The organism is Apibacter sp. wkB309 (genome assembly GCF_002964915.1).
In the GTDB taxonomy this organism is placed as follows: domain Bacteria; phylum Bacteroidota; class Bacteroidia; order Flavobacteriales; family Weeksellaceae; genus Apibacter.
Map to the genome: position 1 here is coordinate 139,484 of NZ_PSZL01000002.1, position 22,232 is coordinate 161,715.

General features: G+C 26.9%; 19 protein-coding genes. 2 read left to right on the plus strand and 17 right to left on the minus strand.

The window, feature by feature from the left end; translation table 11 throughout:
- Positions 1-296: 296 nt before the first annotated feature.
- The 6 genes from C4S75_RS02300 to C4S75_RS02325 all read right to left on the minus strand — a co-directional run bounded on the left by C4S75_RS02300 (position 297) and on the right by C4S75_RS02325 (position 10,136).
- The gene (locus C4S75_RS02300) at positions 297-1,061 is read right to left on the minus strand and encodes a TIGR03915 family putative DNA repair protein (protein ID WP_105296714.1); all 765 of its coding nucleotides are present in this window, start codon (positions 1,059-1,061) and stop codon (positions 297-299) included.
- Positions 1,062-1,077: 16 nt separating this feature from the next.
- Positions 1,078-2,334, minus strand: a complete 1,257-nt coding sequence (locus C4S75_RS02305; RefSeq protein ID WP_105296715.1) for a putative DNA modification/repair radical SAM protein — start codon at positions 2,332-2,334, stop codon at positions 1,078-1,080.
- A 249-nt stretch (positions 2,335-2,583) separates the two neighbouring features.
- Positions 2,584-3,726, minus strand: coding sequence for an efflux RND transporter periplasmic adaptor subunit (locus C4S75_RS02310; protein ID WP_105296716.1), 1,143 nt, complete (start codon positions 3,724-3,726; stop codon positions 2,584-2,586).
- Between the two features lie 10 nt (positions 3,727-3,736).
- Positions 3,737-8,044, minus strand: a complete 4,308-nt coding sequence (locus C4S75_RS02315) for a CusA/CzcA family heavy metal efflux RND transporter (protein ID WP_105296717.1) — start codon at positions 8,042-8,044, stop codon at positions 3,737-3,739.
- 201 nt (positions 8,045-8,245) lie between these two features.
- Positions 8,246-8,653 (minus strand): hypothetical protein, encoded by a 408-nt coding sequence (locus tag C4S75_RS02320; protein WP_105296718.1) that lies wholly within the window; start codon positions 8,651-8,653, stop codon positions 8,246-8,248.
- A 67-nt stretch (positions 8,654-8,720) separates the two neighbouring features.
- The gene (locus tag C4S75_RS02325) at positions 8,721-10,136 is read right to left on the minus strand and encodes an exopolysaccharide biosynthesis polyprenyl glycosylphosphotransferase (protein ID WP_105296719.1); all 1,416 of its coding nucleotides are present in this window, start codon (positions 10,134-10,136) and stop codon (positions 8,721-8,723) included.
- A gap of 147 nt (positions 10,137-10,283) precedes the next feature.
- On the opposite strand from C4S75_RS02325, the gene C4S75_RS02330 reads away from it, so the two are divergent.
- Positions 10,284-11,387, plus strand: coding sequence for a glycosyltransferase (locus C4S75_RS02330; protein ID WP_255410564.1), 1,104 nt, complete (start codon positions 10,284-10,286; stop codon positions 11,385-11,387).
- On the opposite strand, the gene C4S75_RS02335 is transcribed toward C4S75_RS02330, so the two are convergent.
- Complete coding sequence (locus C4S75_RS02335; protein WP_158254199.1) at positions 11,353-12,426, minus strand: O-antigen ligase; 1,074 nt, start codon at positions 12,424-12,426, stop codon at positions 11,353-11,355. The two genes, C4S75_RS02330 and C4S75_RS02335, sit on opposite strands and share 35 nt — an antisense overlap.
- A 163-nt stretch (positions 12,427-12,589) precedes the next feature.
- Positions 12,590-13,012 carry a hypothetical protein gene (locus tag C4S75_RS10005; RefSeq protein WP_146105547.1) on the minus strand — a complete coding sequence of 141 codons (423 nt, stop codon included), beginning with the start codon at positions 13,010-13,012 and terminating at the stop codon, positions 12,590-12,592.
- Positions 13,013-13,331: 319 nt separating this feature from the next.
- Here C4S75_RS10005 and C4S75_RS10170 point away from each other — a divergent pair, with 319 nt between their 5' ends.
- The gene (locus tag C4S75_RS10170; RefSeq protein ID WP_255410565.1) at positions 13,332-13,466 is read left to right on the plus strand and encodes a hypothetical protein; all 135 of its coding nucleotides are present in this window, start codon (positions 13,332-13,334) and stop codon (positions 13,464-13,466) included.
- Positions 13,467-13,643: 177 nt separating this feature from the next.
- Here the strand turns inward: C4S75_RS10170 and C4S75_RS02345 are convergent, their stop codons facing one another.
- The 9 genes from C4S75_RS02345 to C4S75_RS02385 all read right to left on the minus strand — a co-directional run bounded on the left by C4S75_RS02345 (position 13,644) and on the right by C4S75_RS02385 (position 22,062).
- Complete coding sequence (locus C4S75_RS02345; protein ID WP_105296722.1) at positions 13,644-14,705, minus strand: glycosyltransferase family 4 protein; 1,062 nt, start codon at positions 14,703-14,705, stop codon at positions 13,644-13,646.
- Positions 14,702-15,718, minus strand: a complete 1,017-nt coding sequence (locus C4S75_RS02350) for a glycosyltransferase family 2 protein (RefSeq protein ID WP_158254200.1) — start codon at positions 15,716-15,718, stop codon at positions 14,702-14,704. The genes C4S75_RS02345 and C4S75_RS02350 overlap by 4 nt, the downstream gene beginning before the upstream one ends.
- Positions 15,708-16,862 (minus strand): glycosyltransferase, encoded by a 1,155-nt coding sequence (locus C4S75_RS02355; RefSeq protein WP_105296724.1) that lies wholly within the window; start codon positions 16,860-16,862, stop codon positions 15,708-15,710. Before C4S75_RS02355 ends, C4S75_RS02350 begins: the two co-directional genes overlap by 11 nt.
- Positions 16,844-18,361 (minus strand): lipid II flippase MurJ, encoded by a 1,518-nt coding sequence (locus tag C4S75_RS02360; protein WP_105296725.1) that lies wholly within the window; start codon positions 18,359-18,361, stop codon positions 16,844-16,846. Before C4S75_RS02360 ends, C4S75_RS02355 begins: the two co-directional genes overlap by 19 nt.
- Before the next feature lie 261 nt (positions 18,362-18,622).
- The gene (locus C4S75_RS02365) at positions 18,623-18,838 is read right to left on the minus strand and encodes a hypothetical protein (RefSeq protein ID WP_105296726.1); all 216 of its coding nucleotides are present in this window, start codon (positions 18,836-18,838) and stop codon (positions 18,623-18,625) included.
- 64 nt (positions 18,839-18,902) lie between these two features.
- Complete coding sequence (gene rfbD / locus C4S75_RS02370; RefSeq protein ID WP_105296727.1) at positions 18,903-19,757, minus strand: dTDP-4-dehydrorhamnose reductase; 855 nt, start codon at positions 19,755-19,757, stop codon at positions 18,903-18,905.
- Positions 19,758-19,763: 6 nt separating this feature from the next.
- Positions 19,764-20,318, minus strand: a complete 555-nt coding sequence (rfbC, locus tag C4S75_RS02375; RefSeq protein WP_105296728.1) for a dTDP-4-dehydrorhamnose 3,5-epimerase — start codon at positions 20,316-20,318, stop codon at positions 19,764-19,766.
- Positions 20,319-20,326: 8 nt separating this feature from the next.
- Positions 20,327-20,815: a thioesterase family protein gene (locus tag C4S75_RS02380; RefSeq protein WP_105296729.1), complete on the minus strand. Its 489-nt coding sequence runs from the start codon at positions 20,813-20,815 to the stop codon at positions 20,327-20,329.
- Between the two features lie 155 nt (positions 20,816-20,970).
- Positions 20,971-22,062, minus strand: a complete 1,092-nt coding sequence (locus C4S75_RS02385) for a DegT/DnrJ/EryC1/StrS aminotransferase family protein (RefSeq protein ID WP_105296730.1) — start codon at positions 22,060-22,062, stop codon at positions 20,971-20,973.
- Positions 22,063-22,232 lie beyond the last annotated feature (170 nt).

Sequence of the window (22,232 nt, forward strand, 5' to 3'; positions counted from 1 at the left end):
CTATAAAAACTACCTGTTTTACAGGTAGTTTTTTGTTTAAAAAAATTTTTATTTCTTGATAATTCAATATGATATAAATAGGATTGATAATTTTTGAAAATTAACTTATGACTTATACAACTTTTGCCAGGTTTAAAATTCTGTATGTATTGCCTATTTTTTCATCTGTATATTAAAAACATGTTTTCATTTTCTGAAACAAAATTGAATATATGAGTTATTCTTAAAATAGAATGCTTTCTCTTTTTCAATTCATATACGACCTAAGAAATTAGAGTTCAAATACCTTTTTATATTTATTGCATTTCTGTGAGATATTTCCAATACCTTTTAGGCATATGTTGTTTTTGTAGTTTCAAATTAATTCTCTCTTTTATAGATAAAGCTTGAAAGTATTTTTTCCACGATTCTTGAAATAAAATTTCTTTTGAATCTAATAATATTTCGTTAGGTTGATCTGAATTAAAATATTCATTATCGCTTTCCAAAGTCATTTCAATCACTACTTTTCCATCATAATAAAATCCATAATTGCGGTTTAAATCATAAATAATCCAAGACTGTGAAGAAAATCGATCTTTAAAATGAGGAATCGCCAATGGTAAACTATTATAAATTGGATATACAGAAGCAAAATAAATTCCGTCTTTAGACTTTTTAAATCTTACAAATTGTTTCCAATTATAACCTTCTTTATATACTTTTTTAGCCAAATTATGAATGTTTATAATGACTTCATCCCCAAAATCAGTATGTCCTGTAAATTTTGTATCAATGGCTTTTTTAATAAATTTATATAATAGCCAATCTCTATCTTCTTGTTCTGATAACCATACAGCTTGCATTATATTAAGAGATTCTTTAGACATCTTTTTCTCTAAATATGCCCAAGTTTTACTAACAATTTCTTCTCGTGTTTGTATTTCAAGTAATTGATCAACGAACAACGGGGGTATTTCTCCCGATTGAATTAATAGTTCAGGAAAAATTTTTCTTTCGTATGCTTCATAAATTACACATAAAAGTCCATCCAACGATTTATCGTAAGAGAATATTATCATAATTTTAATAGCTTTTTTAAGGGAAAATCAAAGATATTTGATTGGTGTTTTGGGAAGTATGTTTTTTATTTACAAGTATTTTTTTTACAAATTCAGGCTTTAATTCATTAATTGTTGTTCCTGACGAATCTCTACAAGTAATAAAATATTGGGCTCTTTTTATGATAACACCTATTTTTTTTAATTGATACCTATCTAATTTACCAAACTTACGGGAGGCTATAATCAATTTAGCCGATTTAATTCCGATGCCGGGCACTCGTACTATTTGCCTGTATTCTGCTGTATTTACATCGACAGGAAACATTTCGGGATGACGAAGAGCCCAGGATAATTTTGGATCTACTTCCAAATCAAGGTTTGGGTTTGTATCATCAATTATTTCATCAGCCGTGAAATGATAAAATCTCATTAACCAATCCGCCTGATATAATCGATTTTCTCTTACTAAAGGCGCTTGTTGTAAAGCAGGAAGCCTGTTATCGTGAGGATTGACCGGTATGAATCCCGAATAATACACTCTTCTCATGCTTGATTGCATATATAAAAGTGAAGAAACTTTCAATATATCCTGATCGGTTTCATTAGTCGCTCCAATAATCATTTGTGTACTCTGCCCGGCAGGGGTGAATTTAGGAATAGATTTATATTTTTTCTTTTCTTCTTTATATTCTAATACCCCGTTTTGAATGTACTTCATAGGTGCAAAGACACTTTTATGGTCTTTTTCGGGAGCTAAAAATTTGAGATTTTTTTCTGTGGGTATTTCAATATTTACACTGAGCCTGTCTGCATATAATCCGGCTTGTGTAACTAATTCTTTACTGGCGCCAGGAATGCTCTTCATATGGATATATCCATTATATTTATGAACCGTTCGGAGTTCTTTTATTACCCGCACCATTCTTTCCATTGTATGATCCGGACTTTTAACCACTCCCGAACTTAAAAATAAGCCTTCTATGTAATTCCTTTTATAAAATTCCAGGGTTAACTCCACCAATTCCTTAACGCTAAACGAAGCTCTTTTTATATCATTGCTTTTACGACTAATGCAGTAGGCACAATCGTACATGCAATAATTGGTCATCATAATTTTTAATAAGGAAACACATCGTCCATCTTCAGTAAATGTATGACAAATTCCTGAAGATGAAGTTGAGCCTATACCTCCGACTTTACTCTTTCTTCCAACTCCACTTGAGGAACAAGAAACATCATATTTAGCTGATTCTGCTAAAGTTGCGAGTTTATTGATAATTTGTTCATTCATATATAACAAAATTACAAATACTGCTATTTTTAAGGAAATATTAAATCATAAAAGAAACTTAAATATTTAATTAACAACTACTTAAGATAAATTATTTATTTAGTTTTTTTTAAATTTAGCCATTAAAAATACTATTTTCATAATTGGATGTTATTGATCATTTAATTATGCCAAGTTGTGTTTATTAACTTGCCATAATCAAAAGATTGATTTTTATTATTTATTCAATAAGTTTAGTAATTTTTTTAATCAGTGATTATGTCCGGATTCCATTTCTCCGGATTGTAGATAATAAACTCCTGAAATTACAAGTTCTTGATGAGGATCTAAATTAGTCACCTCCACAAAATTATTATTTGAATTTCCAATTAGTATTTCTTTTTGTTCTATTTGATTATTTTTTCTAATAAATACATAATTTTTGCCTTCTTCTTCAAATACAGCCTCTTTAGGTACAGTTAGCACTTCCTTACTTTTATTAATTATATATGCATTTACAAATCGATTTTCATAGAAATTTGTGTCAGGCAATTTTGTTTGAATATCTGCATGAACCTGTATGGTGTTGTTTTCGGTACTTGTTACTTTTCCTATGATGTGAATAGTTCCTTGTAAGGTATCTTTGATTTCAGGCAATGTGAATTCAATTTTTTGTCCTACAAAGAGGGTTGAAGCATATTTTGCTGGTACATTTAATTCTACATGTAGTTTTTCCTGATTTATTATTAAGAATAATTCTTCTGTGGTAGTTATTTGTTTACCTGGAGAAATTTCCTTTGCTTGAATAAATCCGCTTAAAGGACTTATAATTTTTAATTCCGGATTAATTTTTCCTGTTTTAATTATAGTAGCAGGAGAAAATCCCAGTAATTGTAATTCTGATTTTAGACTTTCATATTCTGCAGTTGAAACTTGGTATGCTGCTAAAGATTGTTCATACGATTTTCTGCTAATTGCATCACTTTCTAATAGGGCATTTTTTCGCTGATAATCCTTATATGCCAAGTTCATTGTATAATAACTCTCTAAAAATTGTTTTTGTAAAGAGATAAATGAAGGGTTATTTACCGTAGCCAATTCTTGCCCCTTACGAACGAAATCTCCGGTTATGAAGTTTATTTTTCCAATAAATCCATCTACTTTACTATGTATTGATGCCTTATTTTGAGGCAAGGCATGTATTACGCCGGTAACCATAATTTTGGATTCAATGGGACGTAATTCTGCAGTACCGAATTTTATATCATTGGTTTTAATCTGTTCTTCGCTCAAGGTAATTCCTGAATGTACACGGGATTCTTTTTCAATAGAGTTTTCATTATTTTTGGATGAACAGGAATAACCAAGCAATATTGAAATAAAAAGTAGGATTATATGAGTTATTATTTTCATGATGGATAAATTAATTGGATTGTGTTAAATAGTTTAGCTCAATTAGGGTTTGATTGTAGTTGTTTAATAAATCTAAATAGGTGGTTTGAGCATCTATAGAAGATTTTAATATACTGCAATATTGCAAATAGTCTATTTCGCCGTATTGGTATTTAATCGTTGCTATTTTTATCATTTTTTGTAGTTCTTCTGAATGTGAATTTCCAAATATGCTTAATTCTTTATCTAAATATTTTTGCTGCTTTTTTAATTGCCTGATTCTTAAATTTAAATTTCGTGTGATCTCCTTTTTTTTAAATTCAACATTGTTATTTTCAAGAAGAGTCTGTTCTTTAATTTTTTTGTAAACATTGTTAAATAAGGGTATGTTTATATTAACTACACCCGCAAAATAACTGTTTTTGTGTTCAATGCTTTGCATTAATCCTCCAATTGAAAATTCAGGTAATTTTTTGGCTTTTTCCAGAATCAATGTTTTGTTATTAACATGCAGCTCTTTATCTAATTCATTCAAGTATAGATTATTCAAACTATCCGTCAAGGGATTTTTTTCTAACTTTTTAAATGATTCAAGAGGTACTATATTTTCATCAGCACTTATTCCACATAATGAATATATCTTATTTTCAACTTCCATATTTTCTTGCTCATTTATAGTTTTTTGCTGAATTACTTGTTCTAATTCTGCCTTAAAAAATTGTTTTTCCATATAATCCGTCTCTCCTTTTACATACTTTAATTCAGCTTTCTTTAATCCTTCTCTATATATAGAATCTATTCGGATAAATAAATTATTCTTTTCTAAGATGTAAATCCATTTATTATATAATTGTTCTAATTGATAGGTTATTATATGTTTTTGTAAGTTAGATTTAGCCGTTAACCATTCTAACCGGCTTTCAATAAGGCTCTTTTTTTTAGTTTGTGAAAATAGATTTCCTAAATCTTGTGACACTTCCCATTGATAATCAGCATCTTTATTGTTGAATTGTCCAAAACCGATAGTCATTGAAGTAGAATTGACTGTATAGGCATATTTTTTTTCAATTTTTTCTTTCTGAATTTGCAATTGACTTGATTTAAGCTCTCTATTTTCCTTATAAGCTCTTTCTACAAGGTAGGAAAGAGAAACTTTTTTTTGAGCACTCACTGAGCCAATACTGCCTAAAAAAATTAGTATGATTAGCATTTTTTTTACATTTATATTCTTTTGAAAATTTTTATTTTCAAAAACATAATATAAAGCCGGAATAACGAGTAAGGTTAATAAAGTTGAGGTTACTAATCCTCCGATAACTACAGTAGCCAAGGGTCTTTGTACCTCTGCTCCGTTTGATGTTGACATGGCCATTGGAATAAAGCCTAACGTTGCAACCATTGCTGTTATAACCACCGGACGCAGACGATTTAGTCCTCCTTTTTTAATTATTTCTTTGAGTGAAGTATAGTTGCCCGAATTTTTCAGTCTATTTAATTCACTTACTAACACGATTCCATTTAAGACAGCTACTCCAAAAAGGGCAATAAAACCTATTCCTGCTGAAATGCTGAACGGCAATTCACGTATCCATAAAGCTATAATTCCTCCTATGGAAGCCAGGGGTACGGAGGTAAAAATTAATATTGCATCTTTAAAGCTTTTAAAGGTTGTATACAATAATATAAGTATGATTACTAAAGCTATGGGAATTGCAATGCTCAGTCTTGAAGTTGCTTCTTGTAAATTTTTAAATGCTCCACCATATTCAATGGAATATCCCGGAGGTAATTTGATGTTATCTTCTACTCTTGATTGAATTTTTTGTACCAGGGAATTTATATCGGAATTACGCACATTTACTCCTATATTAATTTTTCTTTGTGCTTGTTCCCTTGAAATCATCATTGGTCCGGATTCATAATTCACGGTTGCCACTTCGGAAACGGGAATTAAATTTTGGGTAGCCGTACGTATGGGTAATTGATCTAAATTTAAATCTCTTCTATATTTTTCATCCAGTCGCATTACTAAATCAAAACGGCGTTCTCCTTCCATTATAACCCCTGATTTTACTCCTGCTACCCAAGATCGGATTACTTCATTTAAGGTAGTTATATCCAATCCATATTGTGCTAACTTATTTCTATCATAACTTATTTTCATTTGTTTTAGCCCTTCGGTTTGTTCTACTTTTACATCGGCTGCTCCTTCTATTTTATTTATAATCTGAGCCGTTTGATCTGCCAACTTTTTTAATTCTCTTGCATCTTCTCCATAAATTTTAATTACTATGTCTGATTTTGCTCCTGTCATAAGCTCATTAAATCTTAATTGTATTGGTTGAGAAAATTCAAAAGAAGCCCCTAATATTGTCGACAACTTTTCTTTTATTTTTTCCACTAATTCATCTTGTGTTTTGGCTGAAACCCATTGTTTTTTTTCTTTTAAAACAATCATGATATCTGAATCTTCTATACCCATTGGATCCGTTGGTATTTCGGCCGTTCCTATTTTTGAAATTACATGTACTACCTCCGGAAAATTGTCTTTAATTATCTTTTCAACTTTTGAAGTAGTGCGTATACTCTCTTCTAATGAACTTCCGGGCTGTATGCTCATTTGCATAGCTATATTTCCTTCTTGCAAGGTAGGTACAAATTCGGCTCCCATATTGGCGAAAACAAAGAGAAAAAAAAGCCAGATTATAAAAATGCTACCTATGAGAATATAGGGTATTTGCAGCACTTTATCTAAAACAGGCAAATAAATTGATTTTAATTTATTCATGATTTTATCTGCGAAGGTTACTTTGTTTTCAATATTTTTTTTAAGGACAAATGTTGATAATACAGGCACATAGGTCAATGATAGTATAAAAGCTCCAATTATGGCAAAACTAACTGTGAAGGACATGGGCCTAAACATTTTACCCTCTATTCCCTGTAAAGTCATAATGGGAATAAACACTAAAATGATAATAATGATTCCGAAAGCTGCTGATTTATATATTTCCCCTGCTGTTTTAGATACTACGTTATCTAATTTTTTTTGAGTAAGCTTTTTTCCTAAATAGTTTGCATGTAAAACTGAAATGACCGATTCTATAATTATAATTGCTCCGTCTACAACTATTCCAAAATCTATAGCTCCTAAGGAAAGTAAATTTGCTGAAACTCCGAATAAATTCATCAGTATCAGCGCAAATAATAATGAAAGTGGAATAATGGATGCTACAATTAGCCCCGCTCTTATATCGCCTATTAAGATAATTACAACAAACATTACTATTATTCCACCTTCTAGTAAATTTTTTTTAACGGTTGAAATAGTCTTTTCTATAAGATTTGCTCTATCTAAATAAATATAAAGATCTATGCCTTCGGGTAATGTTTTTTTTATCTGATTGATTCTTTCTTTTACCTTGTTAACTGTTTTATAAGAGTTTTCTCCTTTTAACATCAACGTGATTCCTCCAACCACTTCGCCCTTTCCATCCATTGTCATAGCTCCAAATCTTTGGGCTGAAGCATATTTTACAACCGCTATATCTGAAATTTTAATAGGTACTTGATCTTTTACTGTTATAACCGTATTTTCAATATCTTGAAAATTTTTTAGCCTTCCTTCTGTTCTTATGTAGAACAAATTATGTTTTTGTTGAATGTAACCGGATCCGGAATTTTGATTATTTTTCTCTAGTGCATTATTAACTTCTTCTAAAGTGATGTTATAACTTTGTAATAAGATAGGATCTATAGCTACTTCATATTCTTTTACTTTTCCTCCAAAACTTGAAATTTCTATTATTCCTTCGATTCCGTTGAGTTGCTTTTTAATTATCCACTCTTGAATTGTCCTTAATTCCTCAAGATTATAAGTAGATTCATATCCGGGATTAACTTTAATTATATATTGACAAATTTCTCCTAATCCTGTAGTAATAGGCATTAATTGCGGTTCTCCTATTCCATCGGGAATTTCGCTTTTAGCGATATCTATTTGTTCTTTAACCAGTTGTCTGGCTTGTATTATGGGAATGTCTTCTTTAAATACAACGGTAATTATGGATAAACCAAATCTTGAAATAGATCGTACTTCTATAGCTCCGGGAATATTTCTTAATTCTGATTCAAGGGGTATGGTTAATAATTGTTCCACTTCTTGTGGAGCTAAGGTAGGTGAGGTAGTTACTACCTGCACTTGATTATTGGTTATGTCAGGGGTAGCATCTATGGGTATATTTTTAAGAGAATAAAGTCCCCATACCATTAATGCTACTACTCCCAATGCAACCAATAATTTATATTTTATTGATAAATCAATTATGGTTTGAAACATGATTAAATTGTTTGAATTATGAATTGAAATGGATCATTATTCTCATTAAACAATAATTTAAATAATGAGTTGTAATACATCTATATTATTTTTTATGTAAAAATTAACTGTTACTTAATTTTTTGAATAGAAACTTTAGTTAAGGAGAATAAGAATCAATAATATATTTATTATCTCCAAATACTTAAATCAGTTGGAAATTTAGGGATTTACTAATGGGGGAGCTCTCAAACCTTTTCCTAAAAATTTTTCAGAAGTGGTTTTTGTATATGCATAGTAGAAATTTGAATCTTTATTCGAAGAATTTAATAATATAAAATTATGCCCCAAAAAAGATTCTGGTATAATATAATAAATGAATTGTTGAGAAAATTCATAATTAGAGATAGATAATTTAAAATCGTCTAAATTTTTTTCTCCTAAATTTATATGTTTGATTATATCTTCGAGTTTCTCGAATAAGTTTATAGAATGAGTATTTTTAGCCTCAGATAAAAAACATTCGTGAAAAACAATTTCAAATTTAACCTTGTGCTGATGAGGAACAAAGGAATGTGCTACAATTAGTAACGTAGCAAAAAATATGAATATTTTACTTATTTTTTTCAAACATTACAAAAATATATATTTTATTAAAATAAATTATATGTTTTATGTATTATTTTACTATAAAAAATTAAATTGCTTTCTTATCTCCTCCAATAGTCTTAAATACGGTTCTCAAGATTATAATCATATCTAAATAAAAAGTCCATTTTCTAACATAATAAATGTCTGCTATTATTCTTTTTTGCATATCTTCTCTGGAATTTATTTCCCCTCTAAAACCTTTTACTTGAGCTAATCCGGTAATTCCAGGTTTAACATGGTGTCTACGACTATATCTTAATAAAAGATCATTATAATAATTATCTTGAACAACCATATGAGGTCTAGGTCCAACAACAGACATATTTCCTTTCAATACATTAAAAAACTGAGGCATTTCATCTAAACTTGATTTTCGTAATATTCTACCTAATTGAGTAACTCTGGAATCATCTTTCACAGTAGCTTTAATGTCATTATCTTTACTGTTTTTCATCGTTCGGAATTTATAGCAATAAAATATATTCCCTCCTAATCCCACTCTTTTTTGAGCATAGATTACAGGTTTGCCCGATTCTAGAAAAATTGCTATTGCAATAAGAGGGTATAGCCAACTTAAAATAAAAATTATAACAAACAATGAAAATAGAATATCAAATAGCCTTTTGATAAATTGATTCCAAAAATCATCTAAAGGAAATTTTTTAAATAACAATATTGGATACGTATCATAATATTCTAAATCCAGACTATAAAATGAATTGTATAAAGTGCTTGGAATAAATCTAATTTCTATATGAAGTTTTTGTGCTAATACGACTAATTGATCATGAACAGAATGCGAAAGTTTACCGTTTAATGAAAAAAATATTATTAATATTTCTTCTTCAAGTATAAAACTTTTTAACTTTTCTAAATCAAATTTGTATTTATTTTTTTCTATATCATCTTCAATGTTTGCTAAAAAACTTCCACAATTTACATATCCATAATCTTTTCTTTTAGACAAAAATTTTATAAATGATGGGGTATTATTATTCTCATCAATAAAAATAACTCTTATATAATTTCCTCCTAAAGTTCTATAAATTTTTAAAAATAGAAAAAGAACAGCTCTAATAAAAAAAGTAATCAGAAATAGAGATATTAAAAAATATATAGTCACTTTATTTGAAAATAGATCATCCTTTTTTAATCCGGACACAAAAAAGGTTATGACACCAAATAAAATAATCTGAAAAATGTTGTTTTTTAAAATTATTCCAATACCGGTATTCCTTTTAATCTCATATAAATGGGTTTTCAGTGAAATAAAATACCAGCTCATCAAAAGTAATATTAACGCCTTATAATGTGCATCTAATAATTCTCTTAATGAAACAACATATATACCTAAATGATAATATTGAATTTTTAAAAAATGAAAGAATAAAATAATTATGAAAACTATATCGAACAATAGTTGTAAAAAATAACTATTTTTTAAATATCGAGTATACCTCATACATCCTATAATTTATAAAAAAAAAATAAATTTATTAATCGATAAAAATAGTTATTTTTTCTTAAACCAATATTTTTTATTTTAGTATTTTAGTTTGTTTTAATATGAACATAATATTTACATAAAAATTATTAATTTCACAAAATTATGGATAAAATAAAAGTTTTACATGTTGTTGAGGCCCTTGGTGGGGGTATTTATACGTATATCAAAGACTTAACGATTTTTTTTGGAAAACAATCTAATTTATTTGATACTACTATTGCATATTGTGGAAAACGTCGTGAAGTTGCTAATATAGATATTAAAAAGGAATTATCTAACGGGGTTTCATTAATTGAATTAGATATTAATAAAGAAATTTCTTTAAAAGATTTTAAAAGCATATATGAATTATTAAGTATATGTAAATCATTAAAACCTGACATTATACACCTTCATTCATCTAAAGCGGGAGTAATTGGAAGATTTGTATCCTTATTTTACAAAAAAGCAGTTGTATTTTATACTCCTCATGCTTATTCTTTTTTACGTAAAGATATTTCTTATTTAAAAAAAGAATTTTTCTATTATATAGAAAAATATACTTCCAAATTTTTTGGGGGAACGACAATTGCATGTGGAGATAGTGAATTCGAATATGGAAAAAAATTCGGCAAAACATTATTGGTGAGAAATGGGATTAATATTGAAACTATATCAAATAAATTTAAACGCAAAAAGATTAATAATAAACGGTTAGTTATAGGTATCATTGGAAGAATTTCACATATTAAAAATCCTTGGTTATTTAATAATGTTGCCAAAAATAACCCCGATATAGATTTTTTATGGATCGGAGACGGTGAATTACGAGATGCTATTACTTCCCAAAATATAACTATAACGGGTTGGTTAAATCGTGAAAATATTTTTGATTATTTAAACCAATTAGATATATATATTCAAACATCCTTATGGGAGGGACTACCTATTGCCCCTTTAGAAGCTATGGCATTTCAAAAGCCGATTCTAGCAACAAATATAATTGGAAATAAAGATATCGTAAAACACGGAGAAACCGGATTTTTATTTACGAATGAAAATGACATTCAAGAATTTATTAATATCTTAAAAGATCATTTAACCCGTGAAAAAATGGGAAAATTAGGATTAGAAAGATGTATGAAATATTTTGATCTTAATAAAAATTTTACTCTTTTAAAAAATATTTATCTTAATTCCTTACATATAAATACCCAAAAAAACTAATTAAAATACAGCTAAATACGATTCCATCAAAACGAATTAAAAAATCATCTGTTATATTGGCTACTATAAATGATAGAGAATAATAAATTATTAAAGAGTTATGTAATTTAAATCCAATATAAAGTGGTAATGTCATAAAAATAATTAACAATACTAGACCTACAATTCCAAACCTTACTAAATAATCTAAGTATTGATTGTGAACCGGAAATTTATATTTAAACAAAAACATTTGGTCTGTTTCATAGTAGTAATCGAATAGTTTTCTTTTTCCGTCAGAAGCTCCCACTCCAAACCAGATATTCCTTTTAGACAAGTCCAAAGCTGATTTCCAAATACTTATTCTTGTTACTAACGAATTGTAAATTTCACCTTCAGGATTTTCAACCTCATCCAGTTTTCCAATTTTATCCATGTTTCCAAATGAAACAGTTGTATATTTCTTTATTGTATATGGGAAAAGTGTTATAAAAATGATTATAAAGATAAAAACTATGGCTGCAATTAAAACGCTTTGTTTAATAGTAAATGAAGATTTGAATTTATATAAGGTTATAAATATTGAACCCAGTATTGAACTACAAACAGCTATCCGCGTATTGATTAAGAAAACAAAACCCAACAACATTATATAGGTTATAAAATTAATAACTTTTTCGAAACGCCTTTTTGACGAGATTTTATAAAAATTATATAAGGAACTAATACAACAAAACGATACAATTAAATTAAGTGCCGGTGCATGATTATTGTCTATACTTCTAGAAAAACTATATCCCATATCCCATACATCAATTCCATTAATATAATTAATTATATTATCTTGATATAAAAATACATACCTAATTAAAAAACAGATTAATATTAAGCATAAAATTTTCGCCCAATAATTAATTATTTTAAACACATCAATTTTAAAAGGTGATAAAAGAATAAAAAAAGGAAAAAATAAATAGATAATTTTTTTTTCTAAAGATTTAAAACCATAATAAGCATAATCATTGTTCCAAAACATTAAAACTTCAATTAGAAAAGGCATCGATAATAAAATTATCAACCCATTTATTTTTATTTTGATTTTAAATTTAATAGAAATAAAAAATTGAAAAACGATATAGGCAATAATTAAAATCGTACAAATCGATCTGAATAGTATAGTACTTAATATTAATATTAAAAAAATAAAATTTATCTGTTGAAAATTATTTTTTTTTAGCATCATAAAATAAAATAAAATAAATCAATGGAAATATACCTGCTTTATGTCTTATGGAGGATCCTAAGTCTGGCTCAAATAAGCCTTGAACAATAAAAAATGAAAATGTTATATAATATGCCCAACTAATATTATTATTTTTTTTAACCCTCAAGATTTGGTCAAATTTTAAAGATAAACAAAAAAATAATCCTAGTTGCCAAATTGCAAATATAATTATCTGGGGTGATGTAGAGAAAATTGATGTGATAGGAATATTTACTACTATAAAACCATATAATATTGACACGACTTCCCCATACCATGTATTGGTCGGTAAAGGAGGAATTATAGCTGATCTTGATTCTTCTTTTATTTTAGGATCATCTAATCTCTCTTCATTTAATTCCGTGCGGGTTTTATCAGACATATATCCCTTATTACCAATATTATGCACAAAACTTATAAGAATGATAACTAACAATCCGAAGATAATAATTAAAATTGTATTAAACTTAAATTTTAAAAAACTTAAAAAACTAAAAGATATACATAAAATTAAAATTGCATAAAAATAAGTCCTAAATATCATTGCAAATAATATTAATGATGAACATATTATTATTCTATTTTTTAAAATATCTTTTTTATTCCTAATTAAAAAAACAAGAAATGCACAAAATATAAATGAAATAAATTCCTTCGTTTGCATTGATATATATATACCAATTACAAAAAAAGAAAAATACATGATAATATTGGTCATTTTTGCTTTATCAAAATTTGAAGGAATTCCTATTTTAGTTAAAATATATATTAGAATCGGATATTGTATTAAAGCAACTAAAGGAAAAGGCATCCATCTCATCCCTGTAATGGAATAAAAAAAAATTGAAAACTGAAAACCTCCTATTATCCCACTTAAATTCCATGGATTATGAATAATCGTTAATGCATCGGAAAAATATTTTTTAGGTAATATAAAGCTACTGCTAATGGCTAAAATTAAACCTAAAAAAGCAAAACTAAAAAATATGAATTTACTTTTTGTAATCTTCAGATTATTCATTAGTATTTAAAAATTTAAATATTTGTAATGAAATAGTATCCCATTTAAGAGATAGTTTCTTTTTATGCATTTTCTTAATTAAATAATCTCTTTGAGATTGATTTTCAATTAAATGTACTAAACCTTTCTTTAATGAATCTTTATTGGGCTCAACCCAAATACATTCATCTTGATCTAATTGTTCATTAAAACCTCCAACATTTGTACAAACCATAGGTAATTCTGAACTAATCCCGAGAGTTATAACTCCCGATTGTGTCGCTTCCAAATAAGGTAAAACTAAAATATCTGCCCAATTTAAAAGTCCACCTATTTCGATATCAGATAGGTATTTATCCTGAATTTTTAATTTATCTGTATCTTTAATTTTTAATTCATAAATGCTTTTTCCGGCAATTACACATTTATCTATTTTATCCCTTATATCTTCAATGACCTCAGCTAAAAGCTCTACCCCTTTATAAGGACTAATTCTTCCTATAAAAAGTATATTTTTTCCCCTATTTATTTTAGAAGGAGAATCAACTAATGATATTGTTTCAATCAATCCATGAGGAACTATAATACTCGTTTTAATTAATTTTAACGTTTTTTCTACATTAACTTTAACATAGTTTGTCAAAAAAATTAATTTAGAGCTCAATCTAATATTTAAATTAGAATATTGCTGAAGCAAAAAACCGTTTTCACCTTTATGCAAAATACCATCATGTACTGTCAATATTACGTCGCGACCTAATAATCTAAAGAGCAAAATAAACGGTAAATTCCATAAATGAAAATATGGTAAATATAGTATTCTGTAATTTTTCACTATTTTAGGTAAAAGAACTAAACTATAAAATGGGAGTATAAAAAGTGTATTTAAAATAAAGGAAAAAGCTGATTTATAGGTTATTAATGATTTTTGATTAGGTATTGAAATACCTTCTATAGCATATTTAGATTTATAGTAATCGTAACTATTTTCAGGAAAATGCAAAACTATATTATCAGAATATAGTGGTAAACTTCCTGTCCTACCTAAAGATAAGATCATAATCTTACTACTCATTTCACATCATATTTTATTCCTAAAATTATTTTAAATATCATCTTCACCCTATCCCATTGCCCTCGTCTTATTCTATTAATTATGACGGGTGCATAACTTAAATAAACTGATGGTAAATGATACCATTTTAAGTTTTTCTTTGCAAAAACCAGTTTATTAATTAACAAATAATAATCTGAAAATAAAGTTTTTGATTTACCTTCATTATTTCCGTTATCTATAGTTGTTCCGTGTTTATGATAAATATATAAATCAGTAAATATTATTGATTTCCAATCTTTTTTCTTTGCTCTACTAGTATAATCCCACTCTTCAAAATACAAAAAATAATCTTCTTCGAGAAATCCTATTTCCATAAAACATTCTTTTTTTATAAACATTGAAGCTCCTATGGGGATTAAATTATAAATTGCCTTTTTTGGAATATCCGAATAATTCATGCATTCATATAAAGGAAAGGTATGAGCAAGCCAATCACTATATTTATTAGCTACACATTGTAATATTTCCGGCTGATTATAATAACACAAAGAGTTTCCTATTATACCGATATATTTGGATATTTTTTCAAATTTTTTCGAAATATTATTCAAAAAATCTACGGGTACTACTGTATCATTATTTAAGAGCCAAATATAGTCATATTTATCCTGTTTTTTTAAATATTTTAAAACAATATTATTTGCAGCTGAAAATCCTTTGTTTTCATTTGCTCTAATAAAAACAATTTTTTGTTCAATATCTTTTAACTCATAAAATTCTTCTTCATTTAAATACAACAAATCTTGACTCGACTTTTCTGAAATTGGAAAAACTAATTCTGGGAATTTAGTTTCTATATCCATGAAAATGTTTTGACCCCATTTCTTAAATATTTCATAATCATCATTTTTTGATGAATTATCTACAATAAACAATTGAAAGTTTTGATTGGTAGATTTTAATAATGATTCCAAACATTCTATAGTGTCTGAACATCCATTATAATTTACTATAATAATTTTATACTCCAATTTTATTATTTTTAATACTATCAACTAATGATTTTAAACATATTTGCCAAGAATTATCAGAATGATCCTTATCAGGATATTTTAAAAAATAATCATTATCATTAATTATTTGTTCTAAAATAGATTTTAATTCTTCATCATTATTTTGTCCCACTAATTTTCCAAAATTTTGATTTTTTTCTATGGTATCTTTTGCCCCACCTACATCCGTTGAAATAATATAATTATTAAATCTATATGCTTCCGTATATACTAAAGCAAAACTTTCCGTAATCGAAGTTAAAACAAATACTTTTGCTTTATTATAATACTCCCATAAATTCTTTTTCTCATAAATTGATCCTGTAAAAATAATTTTATCTTTTAATTTTGGATTTTTAATATAAAACTCATTTATACTATTTTTAAACTTATCTTCAATTGGGCCTATTAAAAAAAATTTCCAATCCTTTAATTCAGATAATTTTTCAATAGCTTTTAAAAACATTAATGTATTTTTTTCAACCGCACCTATTCGTCCAACCGTGATAACTATATTTTCTTTTTTTGTAAAAGGAATAAATTTAATTGACGATTTTTCAAGCTCCATTTCATCGAATCCATTTCTAACTAAAAATATTTTTTCTTGAATATTTAAGTGATCTATCCACAATTTATATACTTTACTCGTTTCTAATGAAATATAATCACTTTGATTTAGCAATTTATTATATAATATATTTTTAAAATATGATGCTTTTTTTCTTACTTCGACAATATCTTTTCCTCCATCCACTTTTAAATAAAACTTCCCATTTGGATTAATCATTTTATATAAAATGCATAATATGGCACTTGTAAACCTGAAATGAAAAGTCATTAATAGATCAATCTTTTTACCATTCTTAATAACATAAAGCAAAGAAGATAAAAAAAATGATGCATTTTGTAATTTATTTAACTTAAATATATTTATTAAGGAACGTAATTTAACTCCCTTGTAGGTATTATTTTTAAATAAATTGTTTGTTTTAGTTTTTTTATATACTATGGTTACTTCATAGGATAATTCTTTTCCTAGATAATAAGGGACTAGAAAAACATCTTTTCCTAAATGTTCTTTTTCAAAATGAGCAAAAATTAAGGTTAAATTTTTAAATTCCATTTATTTAAGTGTTGATTAAAATAAAATAAAACATTTATTCCTAACAAAGGAGTGAAAGCTAAAATAATAATTGACATTATCCCGGTTTTAAATAAGAGTGAAAAATAAATATTATTAAAATGGATAAAATGGTTTATGATTTCTCCAATTACTAATAATAATATTAATAATAAGATAGATTTAAATAGATATAAAAATATTCTCTTCTTATTATGAATAGATATTATATAAAGCATTATAAAAGCTATTAATAAATGAAAAAGACCTATAGATACGGGAAACGTAAATTGATAATATAGTTTATAAAAATAACAATTAAATATAATAATTCCTATTTGAGTTAAAACTCCCAATACCGCTTGTTGTTTATTTTTTAATTGAGAAATCATTACCGGTGATATATAAACATATAAACAAATGGCTATAAAAGATATGGAATATAATTTAGTTAAATGCGAAATTTGTTCTATGTTACTTATGCTAACTACTCCTTTTTTAAAAAATATATAATTAATCTCATAAGCATTTAAATATAGTAAGGGAACAAAAAAACTCACTATTAAAATTATAAATTTCAAGTAATTATAAAAGGAAGTATAATATTCTTCCCATTCCTTTCTATAAAAATTTTTAGTAAGTTGGGGAATTATGACTGTTAATATAATACTAGTAAAAACAACCTGAAATAATAAAGTGAATTTTTGTGCATAATCAATCATTGAAACAATACCTACTCCCATTTTATTGGATAAACTTTTTTCAATTAATGAATTTATTTGACCAACTATATAAGGAAAATAAAAAGGGATACCAAATACTATAAATACCTTCGCTTGAGATATAAAAGTTTTATTCCATTTAAAAATAGGTAATAATTTATTTTTTCTTAAAAAATAAATTATTACTAAAGATAAAATTAGTAAATTAAAGTATTGACCCACATATAAAGAGAAAATACCTATATATGATGTACCAAAATATATTATCCCTAAGTTAAAAAATGATGTAAAAAATGATGTTATTTCTGGTATATAAAATATATTATTTGCATTTAAGATACCTATACCGATTGAAGTAAATTGCGTAAACAAAATACTATAAAGTAAAATATTAACAAATAAACAATATCTATTTAGTAATAAACCATCCACAGTGAATAAACTATGAATAATATTTTTACCGTAAAAGAAAAAAATAACTACTAGTAAAATAACCATAATAGTATAGACAAGCAATAAAGAACCCGTTTTAATTAATGCTGATTGAACCGATTCTTCCTCTATAACTTGAACATATTTTATCCTAAAAACATCTGATATAGGATTAAAAAATGTATTGTTTAAATTGACTATAAATGCAGTAGCTATAATCCAGATATCCCTATCTAAAGATAATCCAAAATACTTTGCAGAAACACTAACAATTAATAAATTTATAACAAGAGTAAGTGCCTTTATAATAAAGATGTTTAAACTAATTTTGCGTGATGAAATCGCCATTTCCTATTGAATAATTTACAATCAAATAAAAGAACTTTTATATCTCTACCCATAAAATAGAAATAATTTATTGCCCATATAATATTTATTAAAATATAGTCTATAAATATGATTGATTAAAATATTTCATTATAATATATATAAATAGCAAACTATATGTAAATATATTTTTAATAAATTAATACTTTGAAGATTTAACCAATTAAAAACTCTTAATTAGTAAAAAGTATAATTAAGAGTTTTATAGAAGTATTTATCTTCTTATTTGCTTTTTTGTGCAGTTTTAATACCAGAATCATTCCACCATTTTCCGTCAGGGGTTCTAACGAAAACGTCTCCAGTTTTACCATCAAAAACATAGGTTCTTAATCCTTCAGCAGACTCAATAACTTGGAAAGAATACCTGTTTGGTGGCGCCACTTCTTGACCGTTAACCGGTTTATCACAACTAGTAAGTAGTAGAGTTAGCCCTAACATGAAGATTGAAATAAATTTTATCATATTTTTTTTATACAAATATAGATAATTTAAATTATTATATTCATCTATTGAGCAATTCTTTTAAACTATCTTTCCATTCAGGGATTGAAATTCCAAATGTATTTTTAATTTTAGTTTTATCTAACAAGCTATACTGCGGTCGTTTTGCGGGAGTAGGATAGTCTGAAGTAGGAATAGGATTGATTTTAATTTTAGATTTACTTATTTTTTTTATTTCTTCACTAAATTGATACCAAGAACATTCGCCTTCATTTGAAAAATTGTATATTCCATAAGCTCCTATATCATTTTGTATAATAGTTAAGATAGCATCTGCTAAATCTAATGCATTTGTAGGAGATCCTATTTGATCGTTAATAACATTTATTTCTTCTTTTTCTTTAAATAATTTTAACATCGTTTTCACAAAATTATTCCCAAAAGGAGAATATAGCCAAGCCGTTCTTATTATATATGTTTTTGGATTATAGTATTGAGCTAGTATCTCTCCATTTAATTTGGTTTTACCGTAAATACCTAAAGGTGCTACTGGATCATCTTCTTTGCGTGGTGTTGATTCATCTCCTGAAAACACATAATCTGTTGAAATATGTATGAAAGTAGCTTTTTGAGAAGCACTTGCTTTTGCTAAGAACTTAACAGCATCAGCATTAAGTTTTTCGGCCATTTCAATATCTGTTTCTGCTTTATCAACAGCAGTATAGGCAGCACAATTAATTACGTAATCAAACTTGTTTGAAAAAAAATACGTTTTTACAAATATTTCATCTAATATATCTAACTCTTGAACATCTGTAAATGTAAAACTATAATTTGCAAGAGGTTTCTCTTTTAATCTTTGCTTTAAAGATCTTCCTAATTGCCCATCCCCCCCTGTAACTAATATTTTTTTCATAATCTATTATAATTCAATGGGTTTGAATTCTTTAAAAGAAATCGCATTTAAGTCTTTTTCAGAAATAATTCTATCCCCAGCATCAATCCCCCAATCAATATTTAAATCTTTATCTAAAGGATTAACACCCAGTTCACTTTCCTTATGATAAAATCCTTCACATTTATAAGCAAAAATAACTGATTCTGATATTACTGAAAATCCATGTAAAAAACCTTTCGGTATAAACAGTTGTTTCTTATTGGTTGCCGATAATTCAACTGATATATATTGCCCGAAAGTCGGAGAATTTTTTCGTACATCAACGGCAACATCAATTACCTTACCTTGCAATACGTATACTAATTTAGCTTGAGAATAGGGGGGTAACTGCTGATGTAAACCTCGTATAACCCCGTATGAAGACTTAGAGACATTATCTTGAACAAAATTGGGTTTATATCCTACTTTTTTTTCAAATGTATCAAGATTAAATGTTTCCATAAAAAATCCGCGTGAATCTTCAAAAAATTGCGGTTTTAAAATATAGCATCCTTTAAGTGTGGTTTCAGTTACTATCATCTATTTTTTTAACTAATTTTTTTATTTTGTTTTCTTAAACTTTCCACTCGTTCCTCAAACAAATTTTCCGGTATACTTACACATATTTCTTGAAACAAATCCAAAAAATTTTGCGGTTGAACTTCAGATTTTCGGGTAGATAAATTAAAATATATTAAAGTAACCCATAAAACTGCATGTGTCAAACTTTTGTCTTTATTTAACATTAACACTTCAACTGTGTTAGTCCTGTCTGTATATTTTACTATTTTACTAGTAATTATAATATCTTTATTATATCTAACTTCTTTGATATAAGCAATCTGATTTTGTAAAGCAACCCATAAACATCCGGTTTTTTTAGATTGTTCAAAATTATCTAACTGATAATTATCTAAACAGTGATCTTCCCTAGCATTTAGCATATAATCAAAATAACGAAGATTAGAAAGATGACCTATAGGGTCACAATCTGCAAATCGTACTCTGTATTTAGACTCAGGTTCTTTTACTTTCATAATGTGAATTTTATGATTTACTATTTGATCATATTATTAAATTAAAATTAAATACAATTTAATTTGAAAGTTACTAAATATCTATAACCAACAAAAATTTTTAAAGAATCCCGTTTTAATTTATAAATGATTACTTTTTTAAAAATATAAAATTATTATTCACTATACCTATTTACAAGTTTTGTTATTATTTCTAAATCACTATTTTCTAAACCAACATATAAAGGCAAACATAAAATTTTTTCTGATATGGACTCTGATACTGGCATTTTATTACCTTTAACATAATTTATTGTATTTAATGAAGGGTAAAAATAACGTCTGGGTACAATATTTTGTTCTGCTAATTTTTGTAATACCTGTAATAGTATCTTTTCAGAATTAAATATAACGGGATAATAGCTGTAATTCCACTTAGTATTTTCTCTTATTTGAATTGATTTTAATTTACTAAAATCTAGTGATTCATTGTAAAAATCTACTACTTTCTTCCTTTCAGCAATTATATAATCAATATAATGTAATACGGACAAGCCCATCGCAGCTTGTAGTTCAGATATTTTAGCATTAATTCCTACACCATAAATATCATTGGTTTCAGTGTATCCAAAATTATGACTATAATTTAACCTTTTCATCAATTCGGAATCTTTGCAAAATAAAGCTCCTCCTTCTCCTGTATGAAATAATTTGGTAGCATGAAAACTACAGGTACTTATATCACCATATTCGAATACGGATTTGCTGTCATGCTCTACTCCAAAACAATGCGCTGCATCATAAATAACCTTTATTTGATATTTCTTTGCAATTTTTTCAATTATTTTTACATTGCAAGGATTACCAAACACATGGGTTGCTAATATTGCCGTAGTTTTATCTGTAATTGCTTCTTCAATCTTATTTTCATCTATAGTCAGATGATCCGGATCAATATCCACAAACACCGGTTTACAGCTTTCCCATATAATGGCGGAAGTAGTGGCCACAAAGCTAAAAGGTGTAGTAATAACTTCTCCACCCTCAGCAATATTTTTCAATGCTATTTGTATAGGGACGGTACCGTTATTAGTAACTAATATATTAGTAATATTTAAATACTTCTTGAGTTTCTCTTCAAGTTTTAAAACTAATTCACCTCTATTGGTCAGCCATTGATTTTTCCAAACTTTATCTAAATATGTATTATATTCAGATAAAGGAGGTAAAAATACCTTAGTTACATTAATTCTTTTTTCCAAAATCAAAAAACGCCTTTAATTATTAAAATTTAAAAATCAAAAATATAACAAAATTTATAATTCTCACAATGAATATACATAATTTTATATTTAGAGCATAATTTATTGAATACAAACATTTAAAACAATTATTATAATAGCGTCAATAACGTTTATATACTCCATATATAAATCTG

Bases quoted from the DNA above. Each gene is read 5' to 3' on its own strand.
- C4S75_RS02300 (WP_105296714.1), bottom strand. From the start codon at position 1,061: ATGATAATATTCTCTTACGATAAATCGTTGGATGGACTTTTATGTGTA.
- C4S75_RS02305 (WP_105296715.1), bottom strand. From the start codon at position 2,334: ATGAATGAACAAATTATCAATAAACTCGCAACTTTAGCAGAATCAGCT.
- C4S75_RS02310 (WP_105296716.1), bottom strand. From the start codon at position 3,726: ATGAAAATAATAACTCATATAATCCTACTTTTTATTTCAATATTGCTT.
- C4S75_RS02315 (WP_105296717.1), bottom strand. From the start codon at position 8,044: ATGTTTCAAACCATAATTGATTTATCAATAAAATATAAATTATTGGTT.
- C4S75_RS02325 (WP_105296719.1), bottom strand. From the start codon at position 10,136: ATGAGGTATACTCGATATTTAAAAAATAGTTATTTTTTACAACTATTG.
- C4S75_RS02330 (WP_255410564.1), top strand. From the start codon at position 10,284: ATGGATAAAATAAAAGTTTTACATGTTGTTGAGGCCCTTGGTGGGGGT.
- C4S75_RS02335 (WP_158254199.1), bottom strand. From the start codon at position 12,426: ATGCCTTTTCTAATTGAAGTTTTAATGTTTTGGAACAATGATTATGCT.
- C4S75_RS10005 (WP_146105547.1), bottom strand. From the start codon at position 13,012: ATGTCTGATAAAACCCGCACGGAATTAAATGAAGAGAGATTAGATGAT.
- C4S75_RS10170 (WP_255410565.1), top strand. From the start codon at position 13,332: ATGATAATATTGGTCATTTTTGCTTTATCAAAATTTGAAGGAATTCCT.
- C4S75_RS02345 (WP_105296722.1), bottom strand. From the start codon at position 14,705: ATGAGTAGTAAGATTATGATCTTATCTTTAGGTAGGACAGGAAGTTTA.
- C4S75_RS02355 (WP_105296724.1), bottom strand. From the start codon at position 16,862: ATGGAATTTAAAAATTTAACCTTAATTTTTGCTCATTTTGAAAAAGAA.
- C4S75_RS02360 (WP_105296725.1), bottom strand. From the start codon at position 18,361: ATGGCGATTTCATCACGCAAAATTAGTTTAAACATCTTTATTATAAAG.
- C4S75_RS02365 (WP_105296726.1), bottom strand. From the start codon at position 18,838: ATGTTAGGGCTAACTCTACTACTTACTAGTTGTGATAAACCGGTTAAC.
- rfbD (WP_105296727.1), bottom strand. From the start codon at position 19,757: ATGAAAAAAATATTAGTTACAGGGGGGGATGGGCAATTAGGAAGATCT.
- rfbC (WP_105296728.1), bottom strand. From the start codon at position 20,318: ATGATAGTAACTGAAACCACACTTAAAGGATGCTATATTTTAAAACCG.
- C4S75_RS02380 (WP_105296729.1), bottom strand. From the start codon at position 20,815: ATGAAAGTAAAAGAACCTGAGTCTAAATACAGAGTACGATTTGCAGAT.